At 65.6% G+C, this 21,859-nt stretch carries 31 protein-coding genes; 21 read left to right on the forward strand and 10 right to left on the reverse strand.

Annotation, left to right across the window (positions count from 1 at the left end; translation table 11 throughout):
• Positions 1–149 precede the first annotated feature (149 nt).
• From ACFVWR_RS14255 to ACFVWR_RS14305, 11 genes are all read left to right on the forward strand, one after another.
• Positions 150–1,217 carry a M23 family metallopeptidase gene (locus ACFVWR_RS14255; RefSeq protein ID WP_387213215.1) on the forward strand — a complete coding sequence of 356 codons (1,068 nt, stop codon included), beginning with the start codon at positions 150–152 and terminating at the stop codon, positions 1,215–1,217.
• On the forward strand, positions 1,217–1,657 hold the full coding sequence (locus ACFVWR_RS14260; protein ID WP_387213218.1) for a hypothetical protein: 441 nt from the start codon (positions 1,217–1,219) through the stop codon (positions 1,655–1,657). Before ACFVWR_RS14255 ends, ACFVWR_RS14260 begins: the two co-directional genes overlap by 1 nt.
• 176 nt (positions 1,658–1,833) lie before the next feature.
• Entirely contained in the window at positions 1,834–1,968 is a 135-nt protein-coding gene (locus ACFVWR_RS14265; RefSeq protein ID WP_387213221.1) for a hypothetical protein, read from the forward strand.
• Between the two features lie 218 nt (positions 1,969–2,186).
• A complete protein-coding gene (locus ACFVWR_RS14270) occupies positions 2,187–4,112 on the forward strand; it encodes a hypothetical protein (protein ID WP_387213224.1) in 1,926 nt (641 codons plus the stop codon).
• Positions 4,113–4,343: 231 nt separating this feature from the next.
• On the forward strand, positions 4,344–5,741 hold the full coding sequence (locus tag ACFVWR_RS14275) for a ParB/RepB/Spo0J family partition protein (protein WP_387213227.1): 1,398 nt from the start codon (positions 4,344–4,346) through the stop codon (positions 5,739–5,741).
• A 397-nt stretch (positions 5,742–6,138) separates the two neighbouring features.
• Positions 6,139–7,026, forward strand: a complete 888-nt coding sequence (locus ACFVWR_RS14280; protein ID WP_387213230.1) for an ArdC-like ssDNA-binding domain-containing protein — start codon at positions 6,139–6,141, stop codon at positions 7,024–7,026.
• Positions 7,027–7,065: 39 nt separating this feature from the next.
• The gene (locus ACFVWR_RS14285) at positions 7,066–7,266 is read left to right on the forward strand and encodes a hypothetical protein (protein ID WP_387213233.1); all 201 of its coding nucleotides are present in this window, start codon (positions 7,066–7,068) and stop codon (positions 7,264–7,266) included.
• A gap of 292 nt (positions 7,267–7,558) precedes the next feature.
• Positions 7,559–8,191 (forward strand): AAA family ATPase, encoded by a 633-nt coding sequence (locus ACFVWR_RS14290; protein ID WP_387213236.1) that lies wholly within the window; start codon positions 7,559–7,561, stop codon positions 8,189–8,191.
• Positions 8,191–8,526: a hypothetical protein gene (locus tag ACFVWR_RS14295; RefSeq protein WP_387213239.1), complete on the forward strand. Its 336-nt coding sequence runs from the start codon at positions 8,191–8,193 to the stop codon at positions 8,524–8,526. Before ACFVWR_RS14290 ends, ACFVWR_RS14295 begins: the two co-directional genes overlap by 1 nt.
• Before the next feature lie 357 nt (positions 8,527–8,883).
• Positions 8,884–9,165: a hypothetical protein gene (locus tag ACFVWR_RS14300; RefSeq protein WP_387213242.1), complete on the forward strand. Its 282-nt coding sequence runs from the start codon at positions 8,884–8,886 to the stop codon at positions 9,163–9,165.
• A gap of 70 nt (positions 9,166–9,235) precedes the next feature.
• Positions 9,236–9,766 (forward strand): hypothetical protein, encoded by a 531-nt coding sequence (locus tag ACFVWR_RS14305; RefSeq protein ID WP_387213245.1) that lies wholly within the window; start codon positions 9,236–9,238, stop codon positions 9,764–9,766.
• An 81-nt stretch (positions 9,767–9,847) separates the two neighbouring features.
• Here the strand turns inward: ACFVWR_RS14305 and ACFVWR_RS14310 are convergent, their stop codons facing one another.
• Both ACFVWR_RS14310 and ACFVWR_RS14315 read right to left on the reverse strand, forming a co-directional pair.
• Positions 9,848–10,162, reverse strand: a complete 315-nt coding sequence (locus tag ACFVWR_RS14310; protein WP_387213248.1) for a hypothetical protein — start codon at positions 10,160–10,162, stop codon at positions 9,848–9,850.
• Between the two features lie 4 nt (positions 10,163–10,166).
• Complete coding sequence (locus ACFVWR_RS14315) at positions 10,167–10,436, reverse strand: hypothetical protein (protein WP_387213251.1); 270 nt, start codon at positions 10,434–10,436, stop codon at positions 10,167–10,169.
• Between the two features lie 82 nt (positions 10,437–10,518).
• On the opposite strand from ACFVWR_RS14315, the gene ACFVWR_RS14320 reads away from it, so the two are divergent.
• A complete protein-coding gene (locus ACFVWR_RS14320) occupies positions 10,519–10,878 on the forward strand; it encodes a hypothetical protein (protein WP_387213254.1) in 360 nt (119 codons plus the stop codon).
• Here ACFVWR_RS14320 and ACFVWR_RS14325 read toward each other — a convergent pair.
• A complete protein-coding gene (locus ACFVWR_RS14325; protein WP_387213257.1) occupies positions 10,875–11,591 on the reverse strand; it encodes an SOS response-associated peptidase in 717 nt (238 codons plus the stop codon). The two genes, ACFVWR_RS14320 and ACFVWR_RS14325, sit on opposite strands and share 4 nt — an antisense overlap.
• A gap of 279 nt (positions 11,592–11,870) precedes the next feature.
• Here ACFVWR_RS14325 and ACFVWR_RS14330 point away from each other — a divergent pair, with 279 nt between their 5' ends.
• The 4 genes from ACFVWR_RS14330 (at position 11,871) to ACFVWR_RS14345 (ending at position 13,787) form a co-directional block, all read left to right on the forward strand.
• Positions 11,871–12,026, forward strand: a complete 156-nt coding sequence (locus ACFVWR_RS14330; RefSeq protein WP_387213260.1) for a hypothetical protein — start codon at positions 11,871–11,873, stop codon at positions 12,024–12,026.
• A 219-nt stretch (positions 12,027–12,245) separates the two neighbouring features.
• Entirely contained in the window at positions 12,246–12,449 is a 204-nt protein-coding gene (locus ACFVWR_RS14335; RefSeq protein ID WP_085370113.1) for an antitoxin VbhA family protein, read from the forward strand.
• Complete coding sequence (locus ACFVWR_RS14340; RefSeq protein WP_387213263.1) at positions 12,442–13,200, forward strand: Fic/DOC family protein; 759 nt, start codon at positions 12,442–12,444, stop codon at positions 13,198–13,200. Before ACFVWR_RS14335 ends, ACFVWR_RS14340 begins: the two co-directional genes overlap by 8 nt.
• Complete coding sequence (locus ACFVWR_RS14345; protein WP_387213266.1) at positions 13,197–13,787, forward strand: recombinase family protein; 591 nt, start codon at positions 13,197–13,199, stop codon at positions 13,785–13,787. The genes ACFVWR_RS14340 and ACFVWR_RS14345 overlap by 4 nt, the downstream gene beginning before the upstream one ends.
• Here the strand turns inward: ACFVWR_RS14345 and ACFVWR_RS14350 are convergent.
• Complete coding sequence (locus ACFVWR_RS14350; protein WP_387213269.1) at positions 13,784–14,368, reverse strand: hypothetical protein; 585 nt, start codon at positions 14,366–14,368, stop codon at positions 13,784–13,786. The genes ACFVWR_RS14345 and ACFVWR_RS14350 overlap by 4 nt on opposite strands.
• Here ACFVWR_RS14350 and ACFVWR_RS14355 point away from each other — a divergent pair.
• Positions 14,348–14,725 carry a hypothetical protein gene (locus tag ACFVWR_RS14355; RefSeq protein ID WP_387213272.1) on the forward strand — a complete coding sequence of 126 codons (378 nt, stop codon included), beginning with the start codon at positions 14,348–14,350 and terminating at the stop codon, positions 14,723–14,725. The genes ACFVWR_RS14350 and ACFVWR_RS14355 overlap by 21 nt on opposite strands.
• Here ACFVWR_RS14355 and ACFVWR_RS14360 read toward each other — a convergent pair.
• The 3 genes from ACFVWR_RS14360 to ACFVWR_RS14370 form a co-directional block, all read right to left on the reverse strand.
• Positions 14,695–14,931, reverse strand: coding sequence for a helix-turn-helix transcriptional regulator (locus ACFVWR_RS14360; RefSeq protein WP_387213275.1), 237 nt, complete (start codon positions 14,929–14,931; stop codon positions 14,695–14,697). The genes ACFVWR_RS14355 and ACFVWR_RS14360 overlap by 31 nt on opposite strands.
• On the reverse strand, positions 14,931–15,227 hold the full coding sequence (locus ACFVWR_RS14365) for a hypothetical protein (RefSeq protein ID WP_387213278.1): 297 nt from the start codon (positions 15,225–15,227) through the stop codon (positions 14,931–14,933). The genes ACFVWR_RS14360 and ACFVWR_RS14365 overlap by 1 nt, the downstream gene beginning before the upstream one ends.
• 254 nt (positions 15,228–15,481) lie before the next feature.
• A complete protein-coding gene (locus ACFVWR_RS14370) occupies positions 15,482–15,790 on the reverse strand; it encodes a hypothetical protein (protein ID WP_387213281.1) in 309 nt (102 codons plus the stop codon).
• 182 nt (positions 15,791–15,972) lie between these two features.
• Here ACFVWR_RS14370 and ACFVWR_RS14375 point away from each other — a divergent pair, with 182 nt between their 5' ends.
• The 4 genes from ACFVWR_RS14375 to ACFVWR_RS14390 are packed head-to-tail and all read left to right on the forward strand — an operon-like array spanning position 15,973 to position 19,564.
• Positions 15,973–16,428, forward strand: coding sequence for a plasmid mobilization protein (locus ACFVWR_RS14375; RefSeq protein ID WP_387213284.1), 456 nt, complete (start codon positions 15,973–15,975; stop codon positions 16,426–16,428).
• On the forward strand, positions 16,425–18,068 hold the full coding sequence (locus ACFVWR_RS14380; protein ID WP_387213287.1) for a relaxase/mobilization nuclease domain-containing protein: 1,644 nt from the start codon (positions 16,425–16,427) through the stop codon (positions 18,066–18,068). The genes ACFVWR_RS14375 and ACFVWR_RS14380 overlap by 4 nt, the downstream gene beginning before the upstream one ends.
• A 15-nt stretch (positions 18,069–18,083) precedes the next feature.
• Positions 18,084–18,968: a hypothetical protein gene (locus tag ACFVWR_RS14385; protein WP_387213290.1), complete on the forward strand. Its 885-nt coding sequence runs from the start codon at positions 18,084–18,086 to the stop codon at positions 18,966–18,968.
• Between the two features lie 41 nt (positions 18,969–19,009).
• Positions 19,010–19,564 carry a hypothetical protein gene (locus ACFVWR_RS14390; RefSeq protein WP_387213293.1) on the forward strand — a complete coding sequence of 185 codons (555 nt, stop codon included), beginning with the start codon at positions 19,010–19,012 and terminating at the stop codon, positions 19,562–19,564.
• Positions 19,565–19,599: 35 nt separating this feature from the next.
• Here the strand turns inward: ACFVWR_RS14390 and ACFVWR_RS14395 are convergent, their stop codons facing one another.
• The 3 genes from ACFVWR_RS14395 to ACFVWR_RS14405 form a co-directional block, all read right to left on the reverse strand.
• On the reverse strand, positions 19,600–20,256 hold the full coding sequence (locus ACFVWR_RS14395; RefSeq protein WP_387213296.1) for a hypothetical protein: 657 nt from the start codon (positions 20,254–20,256) through the stop codon (positions 19,600–19,602).
• A 41-nt stretch (positions 20,257–20,297) separates the two neighbouring features.
• Positions 20,298–20,543, reverse strand: a complete 246-nt coding sequence (locus ACFVWR_RS14400) for a DUF2188 domain-containing protein (protein WP_387213298.1) — start codon at positions 20,541–20,543, stop codon at positions 20,298–20,300.
• Positions 20,544–20,612: 69 nt separating this feature from the next.
• Positions 20,613–21,839: a hypothetical protein gene (locus ACFVWR_RS14405; protein ID WP_387213301.1), complete on the reverse strand. Its 1,227-nt coding sequence runs from the start codon at positions 21,837–21,839 to the stop codon at positions 20,613–20,615.
• Positions 21,840–21,859 lie beyond the last annotated feature (20 nt).

Here is a 21,859-nt window from a genome sequence, read left to right on the forward strand (position 1 = left end):
GGGGGGCCCCGTCGTGGAGGTCGCCACCGCCTACGCGCTCCTCGTGACTGTGCCGACTGATATCGGAACTTACGTGGTCTCGCTCACCCGCAACGCTCCGACCGACCCGTGGCTCGTCGACCGAATCACACCGCCGGGGAGGTAGTCACGTGCAAGGCGGCAAGGGGGTAGTCGCGCTGTTGCTCGTCCCCGTTCTTTTCATCGGACTGTTGTTCGGCTTCATCCTGCTCTTGGGTGGCAGCAACGCGGCCGCGGCCGCGTGCGGACCCTCCGGCGCCGGCGTGAAGGTCGATGAGAACACCGTGCCCACCGCGGCCGTCGCCGGTTACGGGCACGACCAGCTCGTGAACGCCGCCTACATCATGAACGCCGCCGAAGCCCTCGGACTCAACGCCCAGGCGCAGCAGATCGGCGTCATGACGGCAATGGGCGAATCCGGGCTCCGCGTGCTCAACTACGGCGACCAAGCCGGCCCCGACTCCCGCGGACTGTTCCAGCAGCGCGACAGCTGGGGCAGCCTTGCGGACCGCATGGACCCCTTCAAATCCGCGACGCTCTTCTTCGAACGATTGAAGAACGTCCCCAACTGGGAAACCCTCGAGCCCACGCTCGCCGCCCACAAGGTGCAGGTCAACGCCGACCCCTACTACTACGCCAAATACTGGGACGCGGCCGGACAGATCACCGCCGCCCTCAGCGGCGTCACCGCCTCCCCCTCGACCGGATGCGGCAGCGGCGCTCTCGGTATGCCGCTCGATATGCCGTTCAACATGACTGACAAGTTCGGCCCGCGCAGCTCGCCCACCGAAGGCGCAAGCAGCTACCACCCGGCAGACGACCTGCAGAATTGGCCGAACCCGTGCGGCAAGCCCATCTACGCGATCCAGCCCGGCACCGTCGTTCTCTCCGATCGCCTCTACCTCTCGATCAAGAGCCCCGACGGATACACAATCTCCTATCTGCACAGCCACCAATCCGATCGTCTCGTAAAGGTCGGAGACACCGTGACCACCGGAGAGAAGATCTCCCTCGTGGGCGACGAAGCGCCCGCCACCGGGTGTCACCTGGACCTCCGCATCAACGTCGTGGGCAACATCAACCCGCAGATCGCGACGCTCCCCCTCGACCCCGCCGTACCCGGCTGGGTCGATCCCGAGAAGTTCTACGAACTGTTCGGCATGACTCTCTGCAACGACACCTGCCACAGGAACTACTGATGCCGACCTTCATCCCCACCCAACCGCGTCTGAGCGCGATCGTGCGCCAAGACGCCTCCGGTGAGCTCACGATCAGCGGAACCTCGCGCCCGCTGATCGCAGCCGACACCGCGCGACTGCGCGCCGGAATCATTGCCCGCTGCGCCGCGATCGGCCGCCAGGTCGGTCGGCCGGTCAGACTGACCGTCGTCGACGTCGACGCCACCTACCAGCTTGGAATCCACCCGGACGCGTTCGTGCAGATCCTCAACCCAGACGGCACCGTCGACGACGCCTCCGACGACAAGCGTGCAATCGGAGACTCCCCCTGCCGGCACTGCAGCAAGCCCCAGTCTCTGAAGTACAACTTCTGCACCCTGTGTGGCACGAAGGCTCCGCACGACGTAGAAGCGGCCCCTGCCTCGCTTAGCGGGGCCAGCAGAGGACGGACGGCGCAATGATGTGCGACACGCGGCGCGTCCTTGCGTTAACGGGCCTGTTAACCCGAAATACTCGCAACATGACGATGGGAAGCAACGCGGGTATCAAACGTAACCGCCGCCCTAAAGGCGTGAAAGTTGTTGAACTGAAAGTCAGGCTCGAAGAGTCCACCGAGCAGAGACTACGAGACGCGGGCATGGCCTCCGGCTCGCTCTCGCTCTCCCTCTACCTCGAGCGGCTAGTAAGCCAGCTCGAAGCTGAGCGCGGCGGACTGCCCGTGCTCTCCCCCACGCTCGACGGCACGGAGGTAACCACCACGACAGCCGCTTAAACGAAAGGACCCGCCGCTTCCGCGACGGGCCCTCCAAGTTTCGTAGCTCAAACCCTCTTCGCTTGCCGGCCTCGAGGTTCGAGCTAGTCCCACCGAATATCCCGGTTACCAGCCGGGGGCTTCAGTGCACCCTCAAGAACGAATCCTCAAGGAGTGAGGCCATCATAGCCCCGGATAGTGGCAAATACGACGTTTTGCACGGCTACACGCCTCCGAGCGTGTCCGCCGACGTCGCTGACGCCTGGGAGCTGACCCGCCGAATCAGCCCACGCGATCGCGTGCGCGTGATGAAGCGAGACGCCTACGGCCGCCTCGACGAGAACAGCTACCCCAGCTTCCACCGCGTCGGCCCGCAGGCACCTACAACGCCGTGGTGCATCCGCCTGGCCGACGATGCGGGCCTATTCCGACTGCTCTGCTTCGACTTCGACGGCAAGGACAAGCACGGCGTCGACGCCGAGCTGATGGAACGCGCTGTCGACGAAGCCGATGCCCTCTCCCGCATCCTCGACGAGCTGGCGATCGCACACGTGCTCTGCCAGTCATCCGGGTCCGGCGGCCGCCACATCTGGATTGCCGTACCGGGCGGAGCCCGGGCGGACGTCGTGGCGACCCTCGCCCGCGCGGCCCGCGCGAACTATCGCACCCTTGACCACGGAATGCTCCTGAACGTGCGGGAGGGCGCTGCGCGGCCGCCGCTGTCGCCTCACCGCGACGGATCCAGTTCGGCCATCATCCGAGGCAGCCTCGGCGCGCTCACGGCCAGCAGGATCGTTCCTGACGAACTGATCGCCCTCGTAGCGGTGCTCGACGAGCGGAAACCCGCTCTGAGAGCCGCTGAGAGCGCCCCATCCGGCCCTGTCGACCGTTCACACCGCGCGCACCGACAGCTCACCGCCTCCGGCGCCGCCCACATGGCCACGATCGACGGCGGCAGCAACCCATCATGGACCGGGTTCATGTGCCTCCTGGCGGCCGCTAATGCCGGGTGGTCCCTGGCCGACGTTGAGCACGCTGCCAAGACCGCCCCTGGGATGGAGCACTACCGCACCAAGAACACCGGCCGCGGCACCCGCCGCCGCCGCTCCCCCGCGGAGGCTCGCGAACGGCTCGAACGCCAGTGGGCCAAGGCGCAGCAGTACGCGGCCGTACAACGGCCTCTCCCGGCCGCGCGAGAGCCCCGCGACCTGACAGAGCTCGACGCCATCGTGCGCGACGTTGACGACCTCCTGACGCGCTTCCGCGTCGCCCCCGGACGCTGGGGACGGACGGAAGCCGCGCTCTCCGAGCGCTCCATCCTGACCGCCCTGGCCTACCTCACCCTGCAGACCGGAAAACGGGTCGTAGCGGCCTCGATCCGCGACCTCGCCCTGATGGTCGGGCTCGGCCGCACCACGGCCGCAGACGCCCTCCAGCGGCTCGCACGCGACGGATACGTGCAGAAGGTCACCACCACCGACGGCGGCAACGCCGCCGAATGGCGCTTGACCCTCACACTTTCCACAACCTCTGGCACAGTCCGGTCACAACCTCTAGATAACCCCCGCCCCCCGGCCGACCTCTACAACGCTCGCTCCATCCAAGTAGCCCAGCTCGAGGACGAATTAACAGACAGCCGACACGACCTCTTCACCCGCGCCGGCCTTGGCCACCTCGCCGGGAAGCTCTACGCCATCCTTCGCCAGCACCCCACACTCACCGTAGACACCGCTGCGCGACTCCTCGGCACCGGTACCCGGCACACCACGAGGATCCTCAGCCGCCTGCGCCGGCATCGCCTCATCATCAAGCATCGAGAAGGATGGGCCCGAGCCAAGCGAGATCTCCGAGATCAGGCAGCTCGCATCCTCGGCGTCGCCGGAACCCTTCTCGATCGAGCCGAACGATACCGAGCCGAACGCGAAGTATGGGCATGGTGGCAAGCCGAGCTCACCACCATGAACGCCTCGCCCAGGATGCGTCCACGACGCCGAAACGCATCGAGCCGACCGCTATTCGAGGCCGACGCGCCGGGCGAACGAATCTGGCCCCGCTACCCTCGATCCGCCGACCGCCGAGCCGACCACCGAAGCGCTCGAGAACTCGTCACAGTCGGCGCTCTCAGTCCAGAGAGCCGCTGGCAATACCTCGGAGACGCCGCCTAGCCGGCGGCGACTGATTGACCCTGATTCGAGCCGCTGCGCGGCGCTGTCCTTGCCACTTTTTTCGTCTGTCTGGCCGGTCATCGTAGTTCGCTCCGCGCCTACGTTCCGGGCTTTCGCGGCATATCCTCGCTGCGCTCCGGTATTCCACGACCCGGCACTCCGGCGCTCCCGCTCTCTATCGATTTCTCTCGCCAGACAGGCAAAAAAATCAGTTGATCGGGAGAGAGAACCGTGAACACAACTACCGCAAGCCAGGGAACCGTCGAGCACATCGACCCCAACGCGATCATCATCGAAGCGAACGTGCGACCCAGCGCCCCGCTGACCAAGGAATTCATCGCCAGCATCCGCGAGAACGGCGTTCTAACGCCCGTTCTCGCCCGACGCGACGCCCAGGGCAACGTTCTGGTCCGGGCAGGCCAGCGACGCACCCTCGCAGCCCGCGAGGCCGGACTGACCAGCATCCCCGCCTACATCGTCGAGGCGGACGAGGCCGCTGTGGAGCGCATCGTGCAGCAGATGGTCGAGAACGACCAGCGCGAAGCCCTCACCGATGGCGACCGGGCTGCAGCGTTCCAGCAGCTCGCATTCGAAGGACTCAGCCCCGCCGCGATCGCCAAGCGAACCGGCACCAAGCAGGCCGTGGTCAAGAGCGGCCTGGCCGTCGCGGAGAACGCCGTCGCCGCCTCCGCGATCCAGGAGCACCAGCTGACCCTCGACCAGGCCGCAACGCTGATCGAGTTCGAGGACGACGACGCCACCCGCGCCGACCTGATCGAAATCGCGATCAACGACCCGGCCCAGTTCACACACGCGGCACAGCGCGCCCGTGACGACCGCGCCCGGGCGCGGGTGAAGGCACAGACCGAGGACGAGCTGCGCGGCCGCGGCTACGAAATCCTCGACCGTGACCGCGGCTACTACGACACCGACTACATCAGCATCCGCGAGCTGACCACCGCCGAAGGCGAGCGGGTCACCCCGGAACACATCGAGAACGCCGAAGGGCGTGCCGTGTTCGTCCGCGTCTACTTCGACGGCGAGCCGAACATCAGCTACTTCCTCAGCGACCCGAAGGCCGCAGGCTTCACCAAAGCCAGCGGCCAGGGCTCGAACAGCGGCCCGATGACCGACGAGCAGAAAGCCGAACGGCGCACGCTGATCGCCAACAACAAGGCGTGGGCATCCGCGGAAACGGTGCGGCGCGAATGGCTGGCCGAGTTCCTGACCCGCAAGACGCTGCCGAAGGATGCGGCGAAGGTGATCGCGCTAGGACTCACCATCCACCGCCGCGACGTGGGCAGCGCAGCGGCCAACGGCAACGAGTTGGCCCACCAGCTGCTCGGCATCGAGCGAGGCGGCTACTACGACGACAAGCTCGCCGCGCACGTCGAGCAGTCCCCCACCAAGGCACAGCACGTCAGCCTCGCCGTGGTGCTCGGCGGCATCGAGTCCGTCACCAGCAAGAGCACCTGGCGCTACCCCGAGGCGACCAAGGCCGCTTACCTGGCCCAGCTCGCCACCTGGGGATACGCTCTGTCGGAAGTCGAGCAGATCGTGATCGACAACGCCGGGACGAGCAGTGCTCCCCTGGCCGACGAAGAGGACGACAACGACCTCGACGAGTAGGGAACGATGAGCGGCGGGTGTCCCCCGCACCCGCCGCTCGCTCCCTCAGGCCCGGCACGGAGGCCGGCCCTCCTCGGTGATATCACTTCGATATCAGACTGAAAGCACCATGAAAGCAGCGCCCAGCGGGCGCAGAAATGGCGCGGCGGCGCAGCCGCCACCCTGACCTGATCGAAGCGGAGCCGCTTCGCGGCACAGCTCTTTCGGACGTCTTTTGTGACCTTTCCGGCCGGTCATCGTAGTTCGCTCCGCGCCTACACCCCGGGCTTTCGCGGCATATCCTCACTCGCTGCGCTCGCTCCGGTATTCCACGACCCGGGGCTCCGGCGCTCCCGCTCTCTATCGATTTCTCTCGCCGGAAGGCACAAAAAACAGTTGTCCACTCAGGGAGAGAGCAATGACCAAGACCCGCCGACCCGGCAAGACCATCGAAGAGAAGAAGGCTCAGGCCGAAGCGCTGCACAACTCGATCAGCGACCAGGTGGAGCAGCTGCGCGAGTCCGACCGGTGGACGGCGTTCCTCGACTTCGCGAAAGCGTTCCACGCCTACTCACTGAACAACCTTCTGCTGATCCTGTCCCAGATGCCCGAGGCGTCCCAGGTGGCCGGATTCCGCAAGTGGCAGGCGCTCGGCCGCCAGGTACGCAAGGGCGAGAAGGCCATCCGGATCTTCGGCTACAGCACCAAGAAGATTACCGAGGAGGACGAGAACGGCGACGAGGTAGAAAAGCGCGTCGCCCGCTTCCCCATCCTCTCCGTGTTCGACATCGGACAGACCGACCTCATCGAGGGCGCACAGGACGCCGGAACCCTCACCACCCAGCTCGCCGGCGCCGACGATTTCGGCATCGTCGATGCTCTCTCTACCTACCTCGTCGAGGAAGGCTGGACCGTTGAGTTCCGCCCGATCCAGGGGACGAAGAACGGGTACAGCGACCCGGAAGAGATGGCCGTCGTCATCGACGCCGACCTCAGCCCCGAGCACACCGCTAAGACCCTGATCCACGAGACCGCGCACGTGATCCTGGGCCACACCGAGGACCTGGCGCAATACCTCGAGCACCGCGGCCTGATGGAGACCGAAGCCGAGAGCGTCGCCTACGTCGTCGCCGGCCTGGTCGGATTCGACACCAGCGCCTACAGCGTCGGCTACATCGCCGGATGGTCCGAGGGTGACGCCGACCTGATCAAGTCCACCGCGACCCGCGTCCTGCGCGCCGCCCACCAGATCGCGGAAATTCTCGACCCCGACGACGAAGCCGCCGACACGGAAGACGCCGCCTAACCGGCGGCCCTCCCCCACCATCCCAGACAGGAGAGACACATGGCCAACAGCATCCAGACGATCCAGACCAACGTCACCAAGGACGACGAACCCGCCATGCGTGCCCGGCAACTCAGCTACCGCCAGGAAGACCTCACCGGCCACGCCCGAATCGGCTACGTGCTGGTCAGCACCATCACGATCGACAGCCCCGACGTGGTGACCATCGTCGACACGCTGCAGCGGATCGACGCCGACTAACTCGGCCGAGAGCCTGGCACCGTTCCCGCAATCGTGGAGCGCCTGCCGCTACAGACACCGGGGCGACTTCCCCCGCCACGGTGAAGGGCCCCGACCTAGAGAAAGTAGGTCGGGGCCCCGCTCCCCCATCATCGCAGCCGGATCGCCGCGAGTGAGGGGGACTCCCCCTCACACTCCCCCGCCAACTGTCATGCTTTCAAACTGATATCACTCTGCTAGCGCTTTCATAGTGATATCGCTTTGATGGCGTTTCGCTACTGTTCTGATATCAAAGTGAAAGTAGACTGCAATCATGATCATCCTCGTAGGGAGCCAGAAGGGCGGCGCTGGCAAATCCACCATCGCCATCAATCTCGCGGCCGAACTGGCCCGTCAGGGCGAAGACGTCGTAGTCGTCGATGCAGACGCGCAGCGGTCCGCCGCTCGCTGGCACGCCGACCGTGAAGCCGCAGGCGTCACGCCCGCTATCGCCTGCATCGAAAAGCTCGGCAACATCCGAGAGACATTGCTCGACCTCGACGCCCGCTACGGATACGTCATCGTCGACGTCGCCGGCAAGGACAGCAAAGAGATGCGCACCGGCATGACGGCCGCGCACAAGATGGTCGTGACTGTTCGGCCGTCACAGCTCGACCTCGACACGCTTCCGCACATGAGTGAGCTGGTCGAACAGGTACGCGACTTCAACCCGGAGCTGGTTGTGCGGAGCCTGCTAACGCAGGTCCCCACCAACCCGGGCGTGACTGAGCGCACCGACGCGGGGGAGTACCTGTCGGACTATCCGGCACTTCACCCCCTGCAGACGGTGGTCTACGAACGCAAGGCATACCGCGACGTCATCGGTGAAGGACTCGGCGTCGTGGAATGGAACAACCCCAAGGCCCGAGCAGAGATCCAGGAATTCGCAGCGGAGTTGATGGCGTAATGGCAATCAAAAGAAGGCCCACGATCGACCCGGCAACCGAGGCTGCCATCGAAGCATTCGGCGAGGCTGCCGAGCGGCCCACCGAGGCACCGATCGCACAGGCGAGCCCCCAGCCGGCGCGGCCGGCGCGCAAGAAGGTGCCCGCGCCACCGGCCACGCCGGCAACAGAATGGCCGGACGACGTCGCCAAGACGCTGCTCATCCGGTACCCGGACCTCGAGCTACCGGCGCTCCTCACCGATGTAGCGCGAGCAGAAGAGCGCAGCCAGCACGCCACCGCCCTACGGGCGCTGCGGCGTGGCCTTGAAATCCTCAAGGACGAAAACGGGATATAGAAGCACAATGGATTCACACTGATATCACTATGATATCACTACGAATTCAGTGTGAAAGCAACCGTTCGGGGGAACGCATGCACGGGGGAGTGGTTAAGAGCGGGGCGCTGCGGCACGGAGGCCGCCCGCCAACGGAGCCGCTACGCGGCGCTGTAAATGCTCTGCTTTCTTTGACCTTTCCGGTCGATCACCGTAGCTCGCTCCACGCCTGCCGTTCCGGGCTTTCGCGGCATATCCTCACTCGCTGCGCTCCCTCCGGTATTCCACGGTCCCGGCACTCTCGACGCTCCCGCTCACTATCGATTTCTCTCGCCGGAAGGCAAAGAAAAACGGTTGGTTGAGAGAGAGAAGAGAACGATGAGCACGCTCATTACGGACACCGAAGACGTCACCCGGTTCTGTGGGGTCTTTTCCGACGCGACCCTCGCGCACGACGTTGCCGCAACCCTGGGATGCCGAGAGGCCGAGGCGCTGGCCGGGATCCTCCGGGCGTTGGGAGAGCCTGCAGCAGCCAATATGTGGCTGGACGCACACGCGCATGGTGACGAGCCGGGGGACCAGCACTACCAGCCTGCACCCGAGCCCTACCTCGTCCCGATCGACCCGATGGAGGACCTTCAATGCGACTCCTGCCAGTGACGGCAGACAGGCCGCAGGGGCGGGCGCAATGCGCTCGCCCCCCTTCGATGAGCCAGAGCGGGGCATCCCCGTGATCAAGTACACACCGGCAGAAATCATCGTTGGCGGTATCCAGGACACGCGCGAGAGCTTCGCGGACCTGTACCTCGAGCTGCACGAGCTGCGCCAGGAAGCGGCGTACTACTACCACTGCGCCTTCGTCGATGACGGGTCGGAACCCGAGCAGGAGGGCGCGATCGACTTCCACCCTGCGCCGGCGGAGTTCGGTGGCAAGGACCTGGAACGACCGGCCCGGCGAGTGCGACTGGATCGCCTCACCCAGAAGGGCCTTGCCCTGTACGTGCACGGCGTTCGCGCCGCCCTCGAGGAGCGAGACGAGCTCCTACGCCAGATTCAAGACGCCGAGCACGACATAGAACGCATGCTAATCGCGATGGACGGCACAATCGCCCACGTCGTCGATCGCCACCTGCACTACATGGCCGTGCTCGAGCACCGAGCCAAGAACCAATCCCAACCGGCGCCGCTCACCCCGTGGGACGTACCGATCCGGCAACCAGGCACCGGCGAGTACATACCGCCGCTGCAGGACAGCGATTAGCGACGTCCGACGCCTCGCGCCTCAAGAACCAAGCCCCGGCCGCTCTCTCTCCCGGCCGGGGCTTTCTTGTTTCCAGGCGGATCACTTCCGGTGCACGAAGTTCCCGGCAACCCACACGTAAACCGGAGCGCGGCCGCCTTCCGGGACGTAACGGATTAGCACCAAGCCGCCCGTTGTCCAGGCCAACGCCTCCGCGTCGACGAGCTGCACGTCGGTATAGGCGACATGGACCGGTACGTGAGCCTTGACCGGGACCGGCTGCGGTTCGTCTCGACGTCGACCGCTCGCGCGCACCATCTCGTCCGGAAGGCTGATCGGCCGCGGTGCCCTCTCTGCGGCCTTGGCAATCTCCGCCAGCGGCGCCGAATAGACGTCGTAGCGTTTGTTCGTGCCCACGAGCTCAGGCCGGTTCGACGTCGACCAGGAGCCAGCCGGCGCCGTGGCGCTGCAGCTGGAACAGACGCACGTCCGCCGGATCGTGCTCGCCGCGACCGATCACAGCCCAGCCCACCAGGCGCTCCGCGGGGTGACTGAGAGCGTCATGGTCAACCGCAGCCCGAATAGCTTCGGTGCTGACAGCTCGGTACCGGTGGGCGGCCCACACCAGGCGGACCGGGGCTCCCTGCTCCATCCAGAGGTGCACAATGTCTGCGGCGGGCGCGATGCTCATGACCAGAACCTCCAGATGCTCGGTGTCACCCCATTGCACCACAATTCGAAGGTATGTTCGAATGTTGTGGGAGGTTGGAAACGTGAAAACGCTGCACGCGGGGGAGAGGGTCTGGTTGGTCCTCAACGACGCTGCGAACCGCATCGAGTTCCAGATCGAGTACGCGCCGGCCACCCGCTCTGACACTCACGAAACGCTGATGATGTACCGCGTTGATCATTGGGTGCTTAAGCGCGGCGACCGGTGGCCGCTGGGCTACTACGACGAGCTGCGGCAGGCGCTCGACGCCTGCGCGCTGGCGCTCGGCATGCCGAACTTCCTTACGCCTGCGACGGCCCCGGACGGCACGATCATCACCCCCGAAGAGCAGCGCGAACGATGGAGGGCCGGCCTCGATCCTCGCACTGGCCGAAGCCGCGGTGGGACGCTCGTCGACGCCTAAGCGACCGGCTCGATGAGCTCCGGCCCGTCGCCGCGCACCGGGCCCACCTGATCGAACCGCAGCGACTCAGCCTCCGCCACGCCCGCGCGGACAGCCTCGTCGACGAGCGCTTGGTCGCCGGCCACGGTCGGATCGATCCAGTGCTCCCACATCCGCTGCGGAAGGATGACCGGGTTGCGATCGTGAATGTCTGCAAGAGTCTGCACCGCATCGGAGGTAACAATTGTGGCCGTCAGCCGCCATCGTGAATCGTCGTCGCGATCCTTGGACGGATCGGCCCACCACGAGTAGAGGCCCGCGAAGCCCATCACTTGATCGTCGGGGTACCGGATGAAGTACGGGATCTTGTGCCCCTTGGGGCCCTGCCATTCGTAGTAGCCGTTCGCGAGCACGATCGCTCGGTGCGACTTCACGGGCCCCCGCCACAGTGGCTTCTCGGCCATGTCCTCAGCTCGAGCATTGAACGTGGACGCTTTGAGCTTCAACGTCTTCGACCAGCTCGGTACCAGGGACCAGTAAGCCGGCTCGAATCGGATCTGCGGCTTCGCCTCGCCCTTGCCGGATTCGAAGAGCAGCGGGATGTTCTCGGTTGGCGCGATGTTCCAGCTGGGCTCCCAGCCCGGTCGCCAGTCCTCTGGCATCTTGCCTGTCGACTCGACGAACTCTGTAATCGCCGCATTCACTTTGTCGTCCATCGCGAAACGTCCGCACATAGCGCCGAGCGTACCCGGCACCTCCGACGGGGAGCCCGGCGCGGCAGCCGGCGGCGGCTCGCGCGGCTGGTTGCTTTTCTGTGTGCCTTCGCGGTAAAGTGAGGAGCGCTCTAGTAGTGCGCAAAAAACGGTTGAACCGGAAGGTTCGGCCGTTTTGTTGTTTAACCGGCGAACTCCGCACCCACTTGTGCGGATCGCCGCATGTGACTGGTTGATTGCTGTCCGGCGGTCAACCTTCGTCGACCGGTTGGGTCGACACCTCGCAACAGGAGGTGGCTGATGCCCCCACTGCTGACTGAGGCTCTTCAGTACGTCGGCGCGTTCCCGTTCTTCGGGCTCGTCGCCGGCGTCGTGATCCTGGTCGCTGCTTTCAGTGACAGGGTCAACCGTCGTGTGGTGCGCCTCATCAGGGCGTTCCGCGGCGGGAAGAAGTAGCCAAAAATCACAGGTGCCCCCAACCGGCAGGAGAGCTCTGCCCAAAAGCTGCTCGCAAACGATCGTTTGCGAGCAGCCCGTCGACCGGCGAGAGCGTGCTGCGGAACTTCGCGGATCGCGTGCTGCTCAAAACCCTTGCCGAAACCCTCCTTTGCTCGCAACGCTACGTATGGGTTTTTGAGCAGGTCTGGTAGAATGGAGAGGTCGAAAGGGGCAGCGATGAGCGTTAAGACAGCGAGCACCATCTCCGCCGCTGAGCGCGAGCTCCGCGAGCGTGTAGTGGCTGACGCCGCGCACAGCTCCGAAATGGAGGGCCTTTCTTCCACGGCCGAGTACCGGGCGGATGCTGCAGCGTTCGTCGAGGGGGAGTTCGACGCCGACGAGTTGGTGCGTCGCACCCGGGCCCGCTACGGCCTTGCCTGAGTTCGTCGACCCGTATCTCGAGCCCGCCTCGGGCATTCTCCGCAACAACCTCGGCATCAGCGATCAGCGCGCCCTCGACGCTGCTGAGGCTGACCTGGTGGAGGCGCGGCGCGTCCAGATGATCATCCGACCGGTGAAGGTCACCGGCGATCTCCGACAGCTGCAGGCGATCCACGGCCAGCTTTTCCAGGACGTCTACGACTGGGCCGGCCAGCTGCGCACCGTCGATATCCGTAAGGGCCCGGATGCGGAGGCGGAGTTCTTCATGCCGGTATCCCGGCTGGAGTCCGGGGCGGGGTTCGCGTTCGCGGAGCTCGCGGAGGAGAAGCAGCTGCGGGGCTTAGACCGCGACCGGTTCGTTGAGCGGCTGGCCTATCACTACGACCAGGTGAACTACCTGCACCCGTTCCGTGAAGGAAACGGGCGCACACAACGGATCTTTTGGACCCAGGTCGCCGCGGGCGCGGGCTATGACCTGGACTGGAGCGAGGTCACCGGCGCGCAGAACGACCAAGCCTCCCGGGATGCAATGGAGCGCCGCGACTTCGCGGGCTTGCACACGATGTTCGATCAGATCGTGAAACCGGCGACACCGGGCGGCCGGCTCACCCCGGAGCGGTTAGAGCAGCTGCGCGTGTTCGCGAGCATGGGACGCCCTGCCACTCCGGGGCGTGGCATCTCCTCGGCGCCGGCACGGCCGACGCCACCGCTGACGCAGGGGTACGACACCGATCTGGGGAGGGGACGATGACTGTCGTCGGATACGCGCGCGTGTCGAAGCGGGAACAGAACTCGCAGGCGCAGGAGGCCGAGCTGAAAGCGGCCGGCGCCGAACGGGTGTTCGTCGACCACGGCGACTCGAGCAGAGTCAAGGACCGACCGCAGTGGATGGCGTGCATGGACTACCTCCGCGCCGGGGATGTGCTGTTGGTGCGCCGGCTGGATCGTCTCGGCGGCACGGAGCGGATCCTGATCGAGACGCTGCATGAGCTGGAGGACAAGGGCATCGATATCAAGAGCCTCACCGAACCGGTGATCGACACCACAAGTCCAATGGGCCGTGCCCTGTTCGGCATCGTCGCCGTGTTCGCCCAGCTCCGTGTCGACACCATCAGAGAGAACACTCGACTCGGGCTCGAGTACGCCCGCGCCCAAGGGCGTGTCGGCGGCCGCCCAACCGTGATGACGCCAGAGCGCATCGAGGTCGCGCGGCAGATGCGGGCGCAGACGCCGCCGGCGACGTGGGACACCATCGCCAAGACTCTCCGAGTCGGCTCGGCCACTGTCCGCCGCGCTCTCGCCTCAACCGAGCGCGCAGGGGCTAGCCGCGGTTCCTAACGGTATCCGCCAGGTGGCTCGGGAGCGTCGCCGGGCGTGCCCAGAATGGCGTTCGGGACGTCATCTCTGATGTGACCCATCGCTACCCGCGTCCACGACAGCAGGCTTTCACGAGTATTCCCGTCATCCTCGGATGCTCCGCCTATCCAACTAGGTGCGATAACCCAGATGCCGCGCAGCCTCCACGCCATCGTCATCAGATCCGCGCTGATGGCTTGAAGCTCCGCGAAAGGGCGCGGCGGTGCCGATGTTCGCATCGAGCGCACCAGGTTCGAGTCGAAGTGGTCCTGGATCAGCAGATCGTGCGCCACCGTATTGCGCATCTGATGCACCGCGTGCGTGGCCTCGATGACCTCGAGCGCGAGAACCTGGAAGTCGTGGGGGATCGATGGGAGTCGGAGGGCTGTCCGAACCTGCTTGACCAGATACCCGAAGTTCCGCTGCATTTCGCCGACGGGAAGATGGGCATCGTGCAGCGCACGCCACACTGAGCGCATCTCGCTCTCGGCCCAGACGTCGTTCCGGACGATCTCACCGATCAGGTACGACAGTCGGTAGGCGTGATCGAGATCGTCGAGCATGTCCTCACCATAGGGGCCGTCGACGCGAACGAGCGTCTTGCCGACTATTCGTTGTGCGTCAAGCGGAGTACGTTCGCACGCGTTCTGAAACTGACCCCGACCGGTCATTGGGGAGCAGGTGTGAGCGACGACGAAGACCTTGAAGAGTTCGGCGGGCTGGCGCGCTGGCGGGATGTTCTGTTGTGTTTTCCCGAGGGCTCGAGGGAGCAGTATCGGCTCCCGGAGATCGCGGGTCGGCTTCCGAGGAACTTTGACCGCCCGCTCAACGACGCACGGACCGTCTATGAACGGTTCGTGCTCGCCGATGCGGTGACGCAGCCGCCGGTCTACGAGTGGGCGGACATTGTGGAGCGCTGATCGGCCGTCCATTGGTCGAGGTCGTTGCGGATGTAGCGGATGGTTCTTTTGCCGATCGTGACGTATGCCGGTCCTTGACCGGTTTCGCGCATCCGGCGCAGATCGTCGAGGGTTAGCCCGGTCGCGGTCGCGGCCTGTTCCGGTGTGTAGGAGCGCAGCTCTGCGGGCACGGTGACGCGGTGCCGGCGGAGGTATGCGGCGCTCATCACTGGCAGCTTTCGCAGTAGAGCTCGTCCATCGGATCGACAGGCACCTCGTATGCCTCAAGCGCCTGCTCTGCGGCGAGCCGTGCGATCAGGTCGGGCCGGTACCCGTCCCAGCTGATCCCGTCGACGACCGTGACCGGTGCTGTCGCGTAGGACGTTCCGACCGCCTGCAGGGGGTAGTCGTCGACCGTTACCGGCACCAGCTCGTAGCCGATGCCGACACTGTCCATTGCTGCTCTGGTTTTGTCGCTTGTTGCGGATCCGGACTCCACGTACAAGGTGACGATCCTGCTCATGACCCACTCCCTCTCTCATCTCAATCCATTTGCCTTTCGGCGCTCTTGCCGAAACAGCGCCGGGGGTGAATGAGCAAGAGAGCGTGGAATACCGGAGGGAGCGCAGCGAGTGAGGATATGCCGCGAAAGCTCTTGCTCAGAGAGGAACGGTGCGTACCATCACCTAGCCGAAAGGCAACGGAGTTGCCCAACGAACAGGCCCCACCGAGCGACGCTCGGCGGGGCCTGTTCTAGAAAGCTGAGGAGCCGCAGGCTCACCCTTCAATGCTCTGGGCGGGAGATGCAGCGGCAGCACGGCGCTTACGCGCGCGGGGCGCGGACTGACCGGGCGCACGGGCGCCAATCTCACGCAGGTTCTTCTCAGTCCATCCCGCGGCAAGGGCGGCGTTCCAGGCCTTGTCGTGCGCGGCGGCGGCATCCTTGACGGCCTGCTCCGCAGCGTCGAAAACGTTGGTGGCAGAAACGAGTTCTTCCACAGAGCGCACGCGCGCGTTCTGCTCGGCCTCGATGATGGCCCGCGCTTTCCGGGCGGCTTCCTGTGGGTCCAGTTGTACGTCGCTCATGGCCTCAGATTAACAGGACCGCAACCGCTCCACTAGGCGTAACGTGGCACCCTCCCGGTGCTGCCTCACCGATACTTACGCACCGTTCGGGCGGAGCCCCATACGGAGCAAGCTATACAGTTACCCGGGGTAACTGGCTTGCGGTGCTGGACTGTCGCGTCCGGCACCGGCATACTGGTCGTATGGTCCCCGCCAGAGGCGGGTTCGCTGCGCTGGGCCAGAAGGACGGGGGAGGGGCAATGTCGGAGCAGAACGAGAACCGACTGTTCGGCCGTTCTCGACGTGCCAATGCCCGCGGTGCAGCGAAGCGCGCCAAGCGCTACGAGGTGTCGGTCACTCCCGAAGAGGACACGCAGCTGCGCGCTCGTGCCGCGGTTCGTGGTGTGACCGTTCCGCGCCTGTTGTTCGAGTCCGCGATGAGCGGTCACGTGCAGACCGACACGGATCGCAAGGCTGCGATCGTGGAGATATTCGCGGTGCGCCGGTTGCTTGCGAACCTGGCGAACAACGCGAACCAGCTCGCGAAGTACGCGAACAGCGAGGGCACGTTCCCGGCCGAGGCCGAGGCGATCGTGACCGAGTATCGGGCGATCGTCCCGCGCCTGTCCGCAGCGATTGAAACGCTGGCCGACTCATGATGCCGAACATCACCCGGGGGAGCCGGATGGGTGGGCTCATGGTCTACCTGGCCGGTCCCGGACGCTCGAACGAACACGAGGAACAGCACCTCGTCGCTGGCAACTCCGCCATCGTCACGATGCACGGATACGGTGTGCTCGATCGTGAGACGGCTCTGGCGATCGCGAAGGACCTCGACGAGCCGCGCGTCGCGCTGGGCGTCGAAGTAACGCGCACACAGAGCATCACCGACCCGGAGACGGGCGCGGTTCACTCGACCACGACGCCGGCAGATGTGTGGCACTGCTCCCTGTCACTACGAGCCGGCGAGGGCCAGCTGTCCGATGAGAAGTGGGGCGCGATCGCGCAAGACTTCGTGGACCGGATGGGATTCACCGAGGCCAGCGGCAAGGCCGAGTGCCGGTGGGTCGCCGTCCGTCACGGTCTGTCGACCAACGGCAACGACCACGTCCACATCGCGGTCTCTTTGGTGCGCGAGGACGGCACCAAAGCGAGCACCCACAACGACTTCAAGAAGGCGCAGGACACGTGCCGCGACCTCGAGCGCGAGTACGGGCTGCAGCAGCTCAGCAGCCGTGAGCACGGCCTGGGGGAGCGGGGCATCAAGCCCGCCGAGCAGGAGCGCGCACGCCGTACCGGCGCCGTCGAGGTCGACGCGCACCGGCTCGAACGGAGCGTGCGTGCTGCGGCGGCCGCGTCGATCGACGAGGGCGAGTTTGTACGTCGGGTACGTCGCGCCGGCGTTCTCATTCGGCCCCGTTTCGCGGCCGGTCGTGACGACGTTGTCGCTGGTTACTCGGTCGCGCTGCGCACCGAGCATGGCACGCCTCCCGTTTGGTACGGCGGCGGCCGGCTCGCCCGCGACTTGACCCTCCCGAGGCTCCGCGAGGGATGGCCCGACAGTCCCCAGGCGGCGCAGGGCGCGGTCGACGAGTGGAAGGCCACCAGCCGCAACCCCTGGCAGTACCGGCCGGTCGCGCCGGGGCGTGAAGAGACAGAGCCGGCCCCGGAACTGTGGCAGAAATACTCCGACGACATGCGGCGAATGCGCGACGAGCTGCGCAGCGTCCCACCGGGCGATCGGGCAGCGTGGGCGCACGTCGCACGCGACACGGCCGGTGCGTTCGCCGCCTGGTCGCAGCGCGTCGAGACGACGCCCGGACCGCTCGCTGCAACCTCCCGTGAGCTGGCCCGGTCGGCGCAGATCAAGGCGCACACCTCGAAGCCGAAGAAGGTCAGCATGGGCAGCGCCGGCGGCGCCGCCATGCTGCTGATGCAGGCCGCCAGCCAGGGTCAAGGGACGATGGCCGAGGCGATCCTGATGCGCCAGCTCGCACGGCTCACCGTGGCGATCATCGACATGCACAAGGCCATCGGGGACGAGGCTCGCGCAGCGGAAATCTCCCGCACCCTGAACTCGCAGATGGCCACCGTCGCATCACGGCTGCCCGAGGTTCCCCGGAAGGATCAGAACCCCGCGCCCGTCGACGTCGACGAGCGCACGGCCGAGGCGGTCCGCATTGCTCAGACCGGCCTCAGCGCTCCCCGTCCCGGGTCACCCCTGCCGACAAAGATCGAACCCGCTAAGCCCTACAAGCCCGCGACCGGACCCGAGCAAGACCGCGGCATCGGAAGATAACGGAAGGTGGCAATCATGGCCGAAGAGAACGACGGCATCGCGGACGCACTGGACGGCCAGCTGCGGATCGCGCTCACCGTGGCGGCCCAGCTGGGCGCACGCGTCGCGCGGATCCGCGAAGAACTCGCCCGCACCCGACAGGCTCAGACGGAACAGCAGAACCGTGAGGTGCAAGCCCGGTTCGATGCCGAACGTGCCGCAGCACGGGCCGAGCTCGCGCCGGTGTACGACCGCACCTGGTGGGATGCCGCGAGCGTCGACCAGATTGCTGGCGTCCACGAGACGGCCACCGCCTGGCAGGGCATCGACCCCGAGGCCGACCGCGCCGGCGAACGCATCGCAGAGGAAGTCCGAGACCGTTATGGGCTGGACGTCCAGAACCTTCACGCGGACCCCGCCGCAGTACGCGAGGCGTTGGCCAGGGCAGAGCGGACTCGCTCAGAGGCGGCCGCCTCGCGCGGGGAAAGTGTCATCGACGTAGCGGAAGCCGGCGCGTTCATCACCGCGGCCGAGACGCTCGATCGAGTGACCGAGGAACGCCAGCCACCGGCGGACGAACGCGACGAGCAGGCCGCCGAGACCGATGGAGCGCTCGACGTCGACCAGCTGCGAGACGAGGCGGAGAACGAAAGGGGCGTGAGCGACGAACTACGTGGCGAGGCGACCGCCAACCGCGCGGACGCGGCCGAGGCGTTTGACAGTGCCGAGCGGCGGGAACGGTTCGCCTCATCGCTCGAGGGCAAGGCCGATCGTGAGGTCATCGACGCTCGCATGACGACGGCGGCCGACCAAGCCCGGCATCCGCGTGAAGCTGTGACGACCGCACCCAAGCGGGCACCGAGGGCTCGGCGCGCAGCTGGAGCCCCGGGACAGCAGCGCGAACGTCACCTTGGCCGCTGATGGGAGAGCGAGAGGACGCCAGCCGTTCGGCAAGGCAGCGCGTGTCGTGGCGTGACCGAATTCTCGGCGACGCAGTCCAGCGGCAAGCAGAGGAGCATATCTACAACGACCTCATTCACCTGGAGTCGCGCACTACCGCGTTTCTCAGGGCACCCCAGAACGTGCGCACCCAGGTGCTAGCCGAACTCAGTGTGCGCGCCGAGATGAGAGAGGCGGGCGCCAGGACCCCAGCAGCAACGACCTTCATTGTGGTGGTGGGCACCAGCGCAACAGTATTCACCGCACTCATGGTCGCCGTCATCGGCGGATTCTTCACGACACTCGTGCCCCTCGTGGACCCAAAGACGGGCAAGATCCACGGAATCAGCCAGGAGGATTTCACGCAGGTGCTCAGCACAACCGCTCTGGTCGTTGGGCTGGTAGCCCTGATCTCGCTCGTGGCGGCCGCACTCGCGTGGGCGGCCGCACGCACGCAAGACCGTCAGCGAGCCACGTACAAGGCTTGGATAGAGATTTACTGCGAAGCTGTCAACCGTCGATCTCACCTGGCACGACAAGGTCGGTTACGGACGGCTTCTAAGCGCGCTCGCGAGTGACCTTGCGTGATCGGCTTGCCGCAACTGACTGGCGGTCAGCGGCATACCGTTTGCCGGGATGCTCCGACGATGGCGCCGTTCTCGCTCACCGTGACCCGGGCTACGACACACCCTGGCGCCACGAGCTGACGTCCGAAGGTGCCCAAGTTGGAGTACGGATCTGTTTCAGGCCGAGTCGCCGCTGGTGGCAGCAGATCACCGGCCGGGCGTGCGATGGACTTCGTGCTGGAGGAGTCCGGTGGGGTTTGGCTGACGCGGACCCAGGCGGTGCCGCATTGCCCGGAGTAAATCAGTTCGGCTTGGCCTAGAATCTTTTTTCCGCCGGTGGCGAGTATGGGCCATTGGGTGACAGAGGTCGCCCCGCCGACGCACTCCGTGGCGGTGGGCAGGGTTCCGTCGTAACGACCTGCCGAGATCCATCGCGGTGCGCAGAAGGCTAGCGCGGCCAGCACGACCCAGACGATGGACGTGAGGGCGAGGAGCCGCGGTCGGATCGTTGCATGCCCCGCGACGACGATTCCGATGATCGATCCGATCGCCACCACGATCAGCAACGGAAGCCACTCGAATGGTGCTCCGATCCGAACGGGGATCGCCAGGTAGACGGCCAACGCTCCCGCTGCGAGCCCGCTTGCAGCTACACGAATGACCGATCTGGTGCGCTTGTTGAGGACGAGGCGCTTCTTCGTCATCACGTAGTCCATATCGATCGACGGGCCCAATGCGGGTTAGGTCAATGCTTGGTGTCCTTGGTCGGCGATTCGTTGCCGGGCTTGACGGTGTCGGCGTCGCGGATGACGCCCTTAGGGGTGCGGATGTAGACCTGGCCGCCGCCTGCGTCGGACACCTGCTTCTTCGCGATCTTCTCGGCGCCCCCCTGCGTCGGCGCTTTTGCCGTAGGCGCCTTGGCACCGGGGCGGGTGACCTTCCAGCCATCTCCTCCGTTCGGTGAGACATCGCGACGATTGTTGTTAGCCATGGTTGGTCCTTCTCTCTTCACTCGAGCATCGATCTCGTAGACGTTGGAACCGGGTCGCGCCGCACCCCACTAGGCCACCTGACTGTTCAGTCTCGCCCGCATCGAGCTGGCGACGTCCTGCATGGCGGCAAAGCTCTCCGTGGGAATTCGCACATCGACCCCTGCTTCCGAAAGCGCCTCATTTGCGCTGGCGACAAGAACCGCGGCACGATCAGCTTTCTGTTCGATGTGGTTGAGCCGCCACCCCCTGGCCGCCGGCATCGTTTCGAGCTGAGTGAGCTCCCGCCGCCTCTCTCTCACTGTGTGCTCGCGCCACTGATGGATCATGCTGTCCGCGCCCTCTGTGCAGCAGGCGTTGTCGGGGTTGCACACGAGGGAGCCCATGATACGAGGGTCCTTCAAGATGGCCTCGCCTGCTCGGCGGGGAAGGCTTCGCCCGAACTCGCTGAAATAGGTGTAGGCCTGAGCGCGCGGCGGACTCGAGTCGGCCTTGGGCCGGCGCGACGCCGCGAGCGATACGTAGTGAAGGCTTTCGCGTTCGCCGATCCCGGTCTCATATCCGCTTGCACCGACGGCGGCGAGGGCGAGGCCGAAGGTCCCTGCACGCCAACCGATGATCGAGGAACGGGAGGCTGCGTGGGCCGTCGCTCCGAGAAGCAAGGCTATTGCTGCTTGCTTGGAGCGCGGCGGGTTATTCCAGGACCAAGAGAGGGCCACTGACTCGGTATTCATCTCACCGGTGGCAGCCAGGAACGCATCAAGTCCACGGTCCCATGTCATCTCTGGCCCGTACTCACGAAGAGATACGGCCAGCACCGGGATGACCGGGAGATTAACGCCTTCGCGCGAGAGGTGGTGACCAGTGCGGCGCAGGAGGGCGAGGTTTGCGCGCCACCAGACGTCGTCTCGCCTATTGGAGTAGAAGTACGGCGGGATCAGATGGGTGGCTCCCGTGCTGCGCTGGAAGTCAACGACACGCTCGACGAGTTCGTCGAGCATGTAGTCATTGATGTCCGTGGGCACCAACGGCTCGGGGTGAGCGAATGGGAGGGTCGCCCATGAGTCGTTCTCCGCCTGCTCGCTCTGCAGGAGAGGTGTCACCGGATCTATCAGGTAGGGGACACCAGCATCAGCGGTAATCCGTTGCAGCTGAGGCCGTTGTGCGGCAATCGAGGCGTCCGCAACAACGGCGTCGATCGGCTGGCGTGATGGTGCAAACACGCCCGCAGCGGTAGGCGTCAGGAAGTGGTCGATCACGGTGTGATCATTGCGGCCTGCTCTGATGATGAGGTCCATCGGGTATCCAATCACGCAAC

Origin of the sequence: Leifsonia sp. NPDC058292 (assembly GCF_042880955.1) — a bacterium.
Classification (GTDB): domain Bacteria; phylum Actinomycetota; class Actinomycetes; order Actinomycetales; family Microbacteriaceae; genus Leifsonia.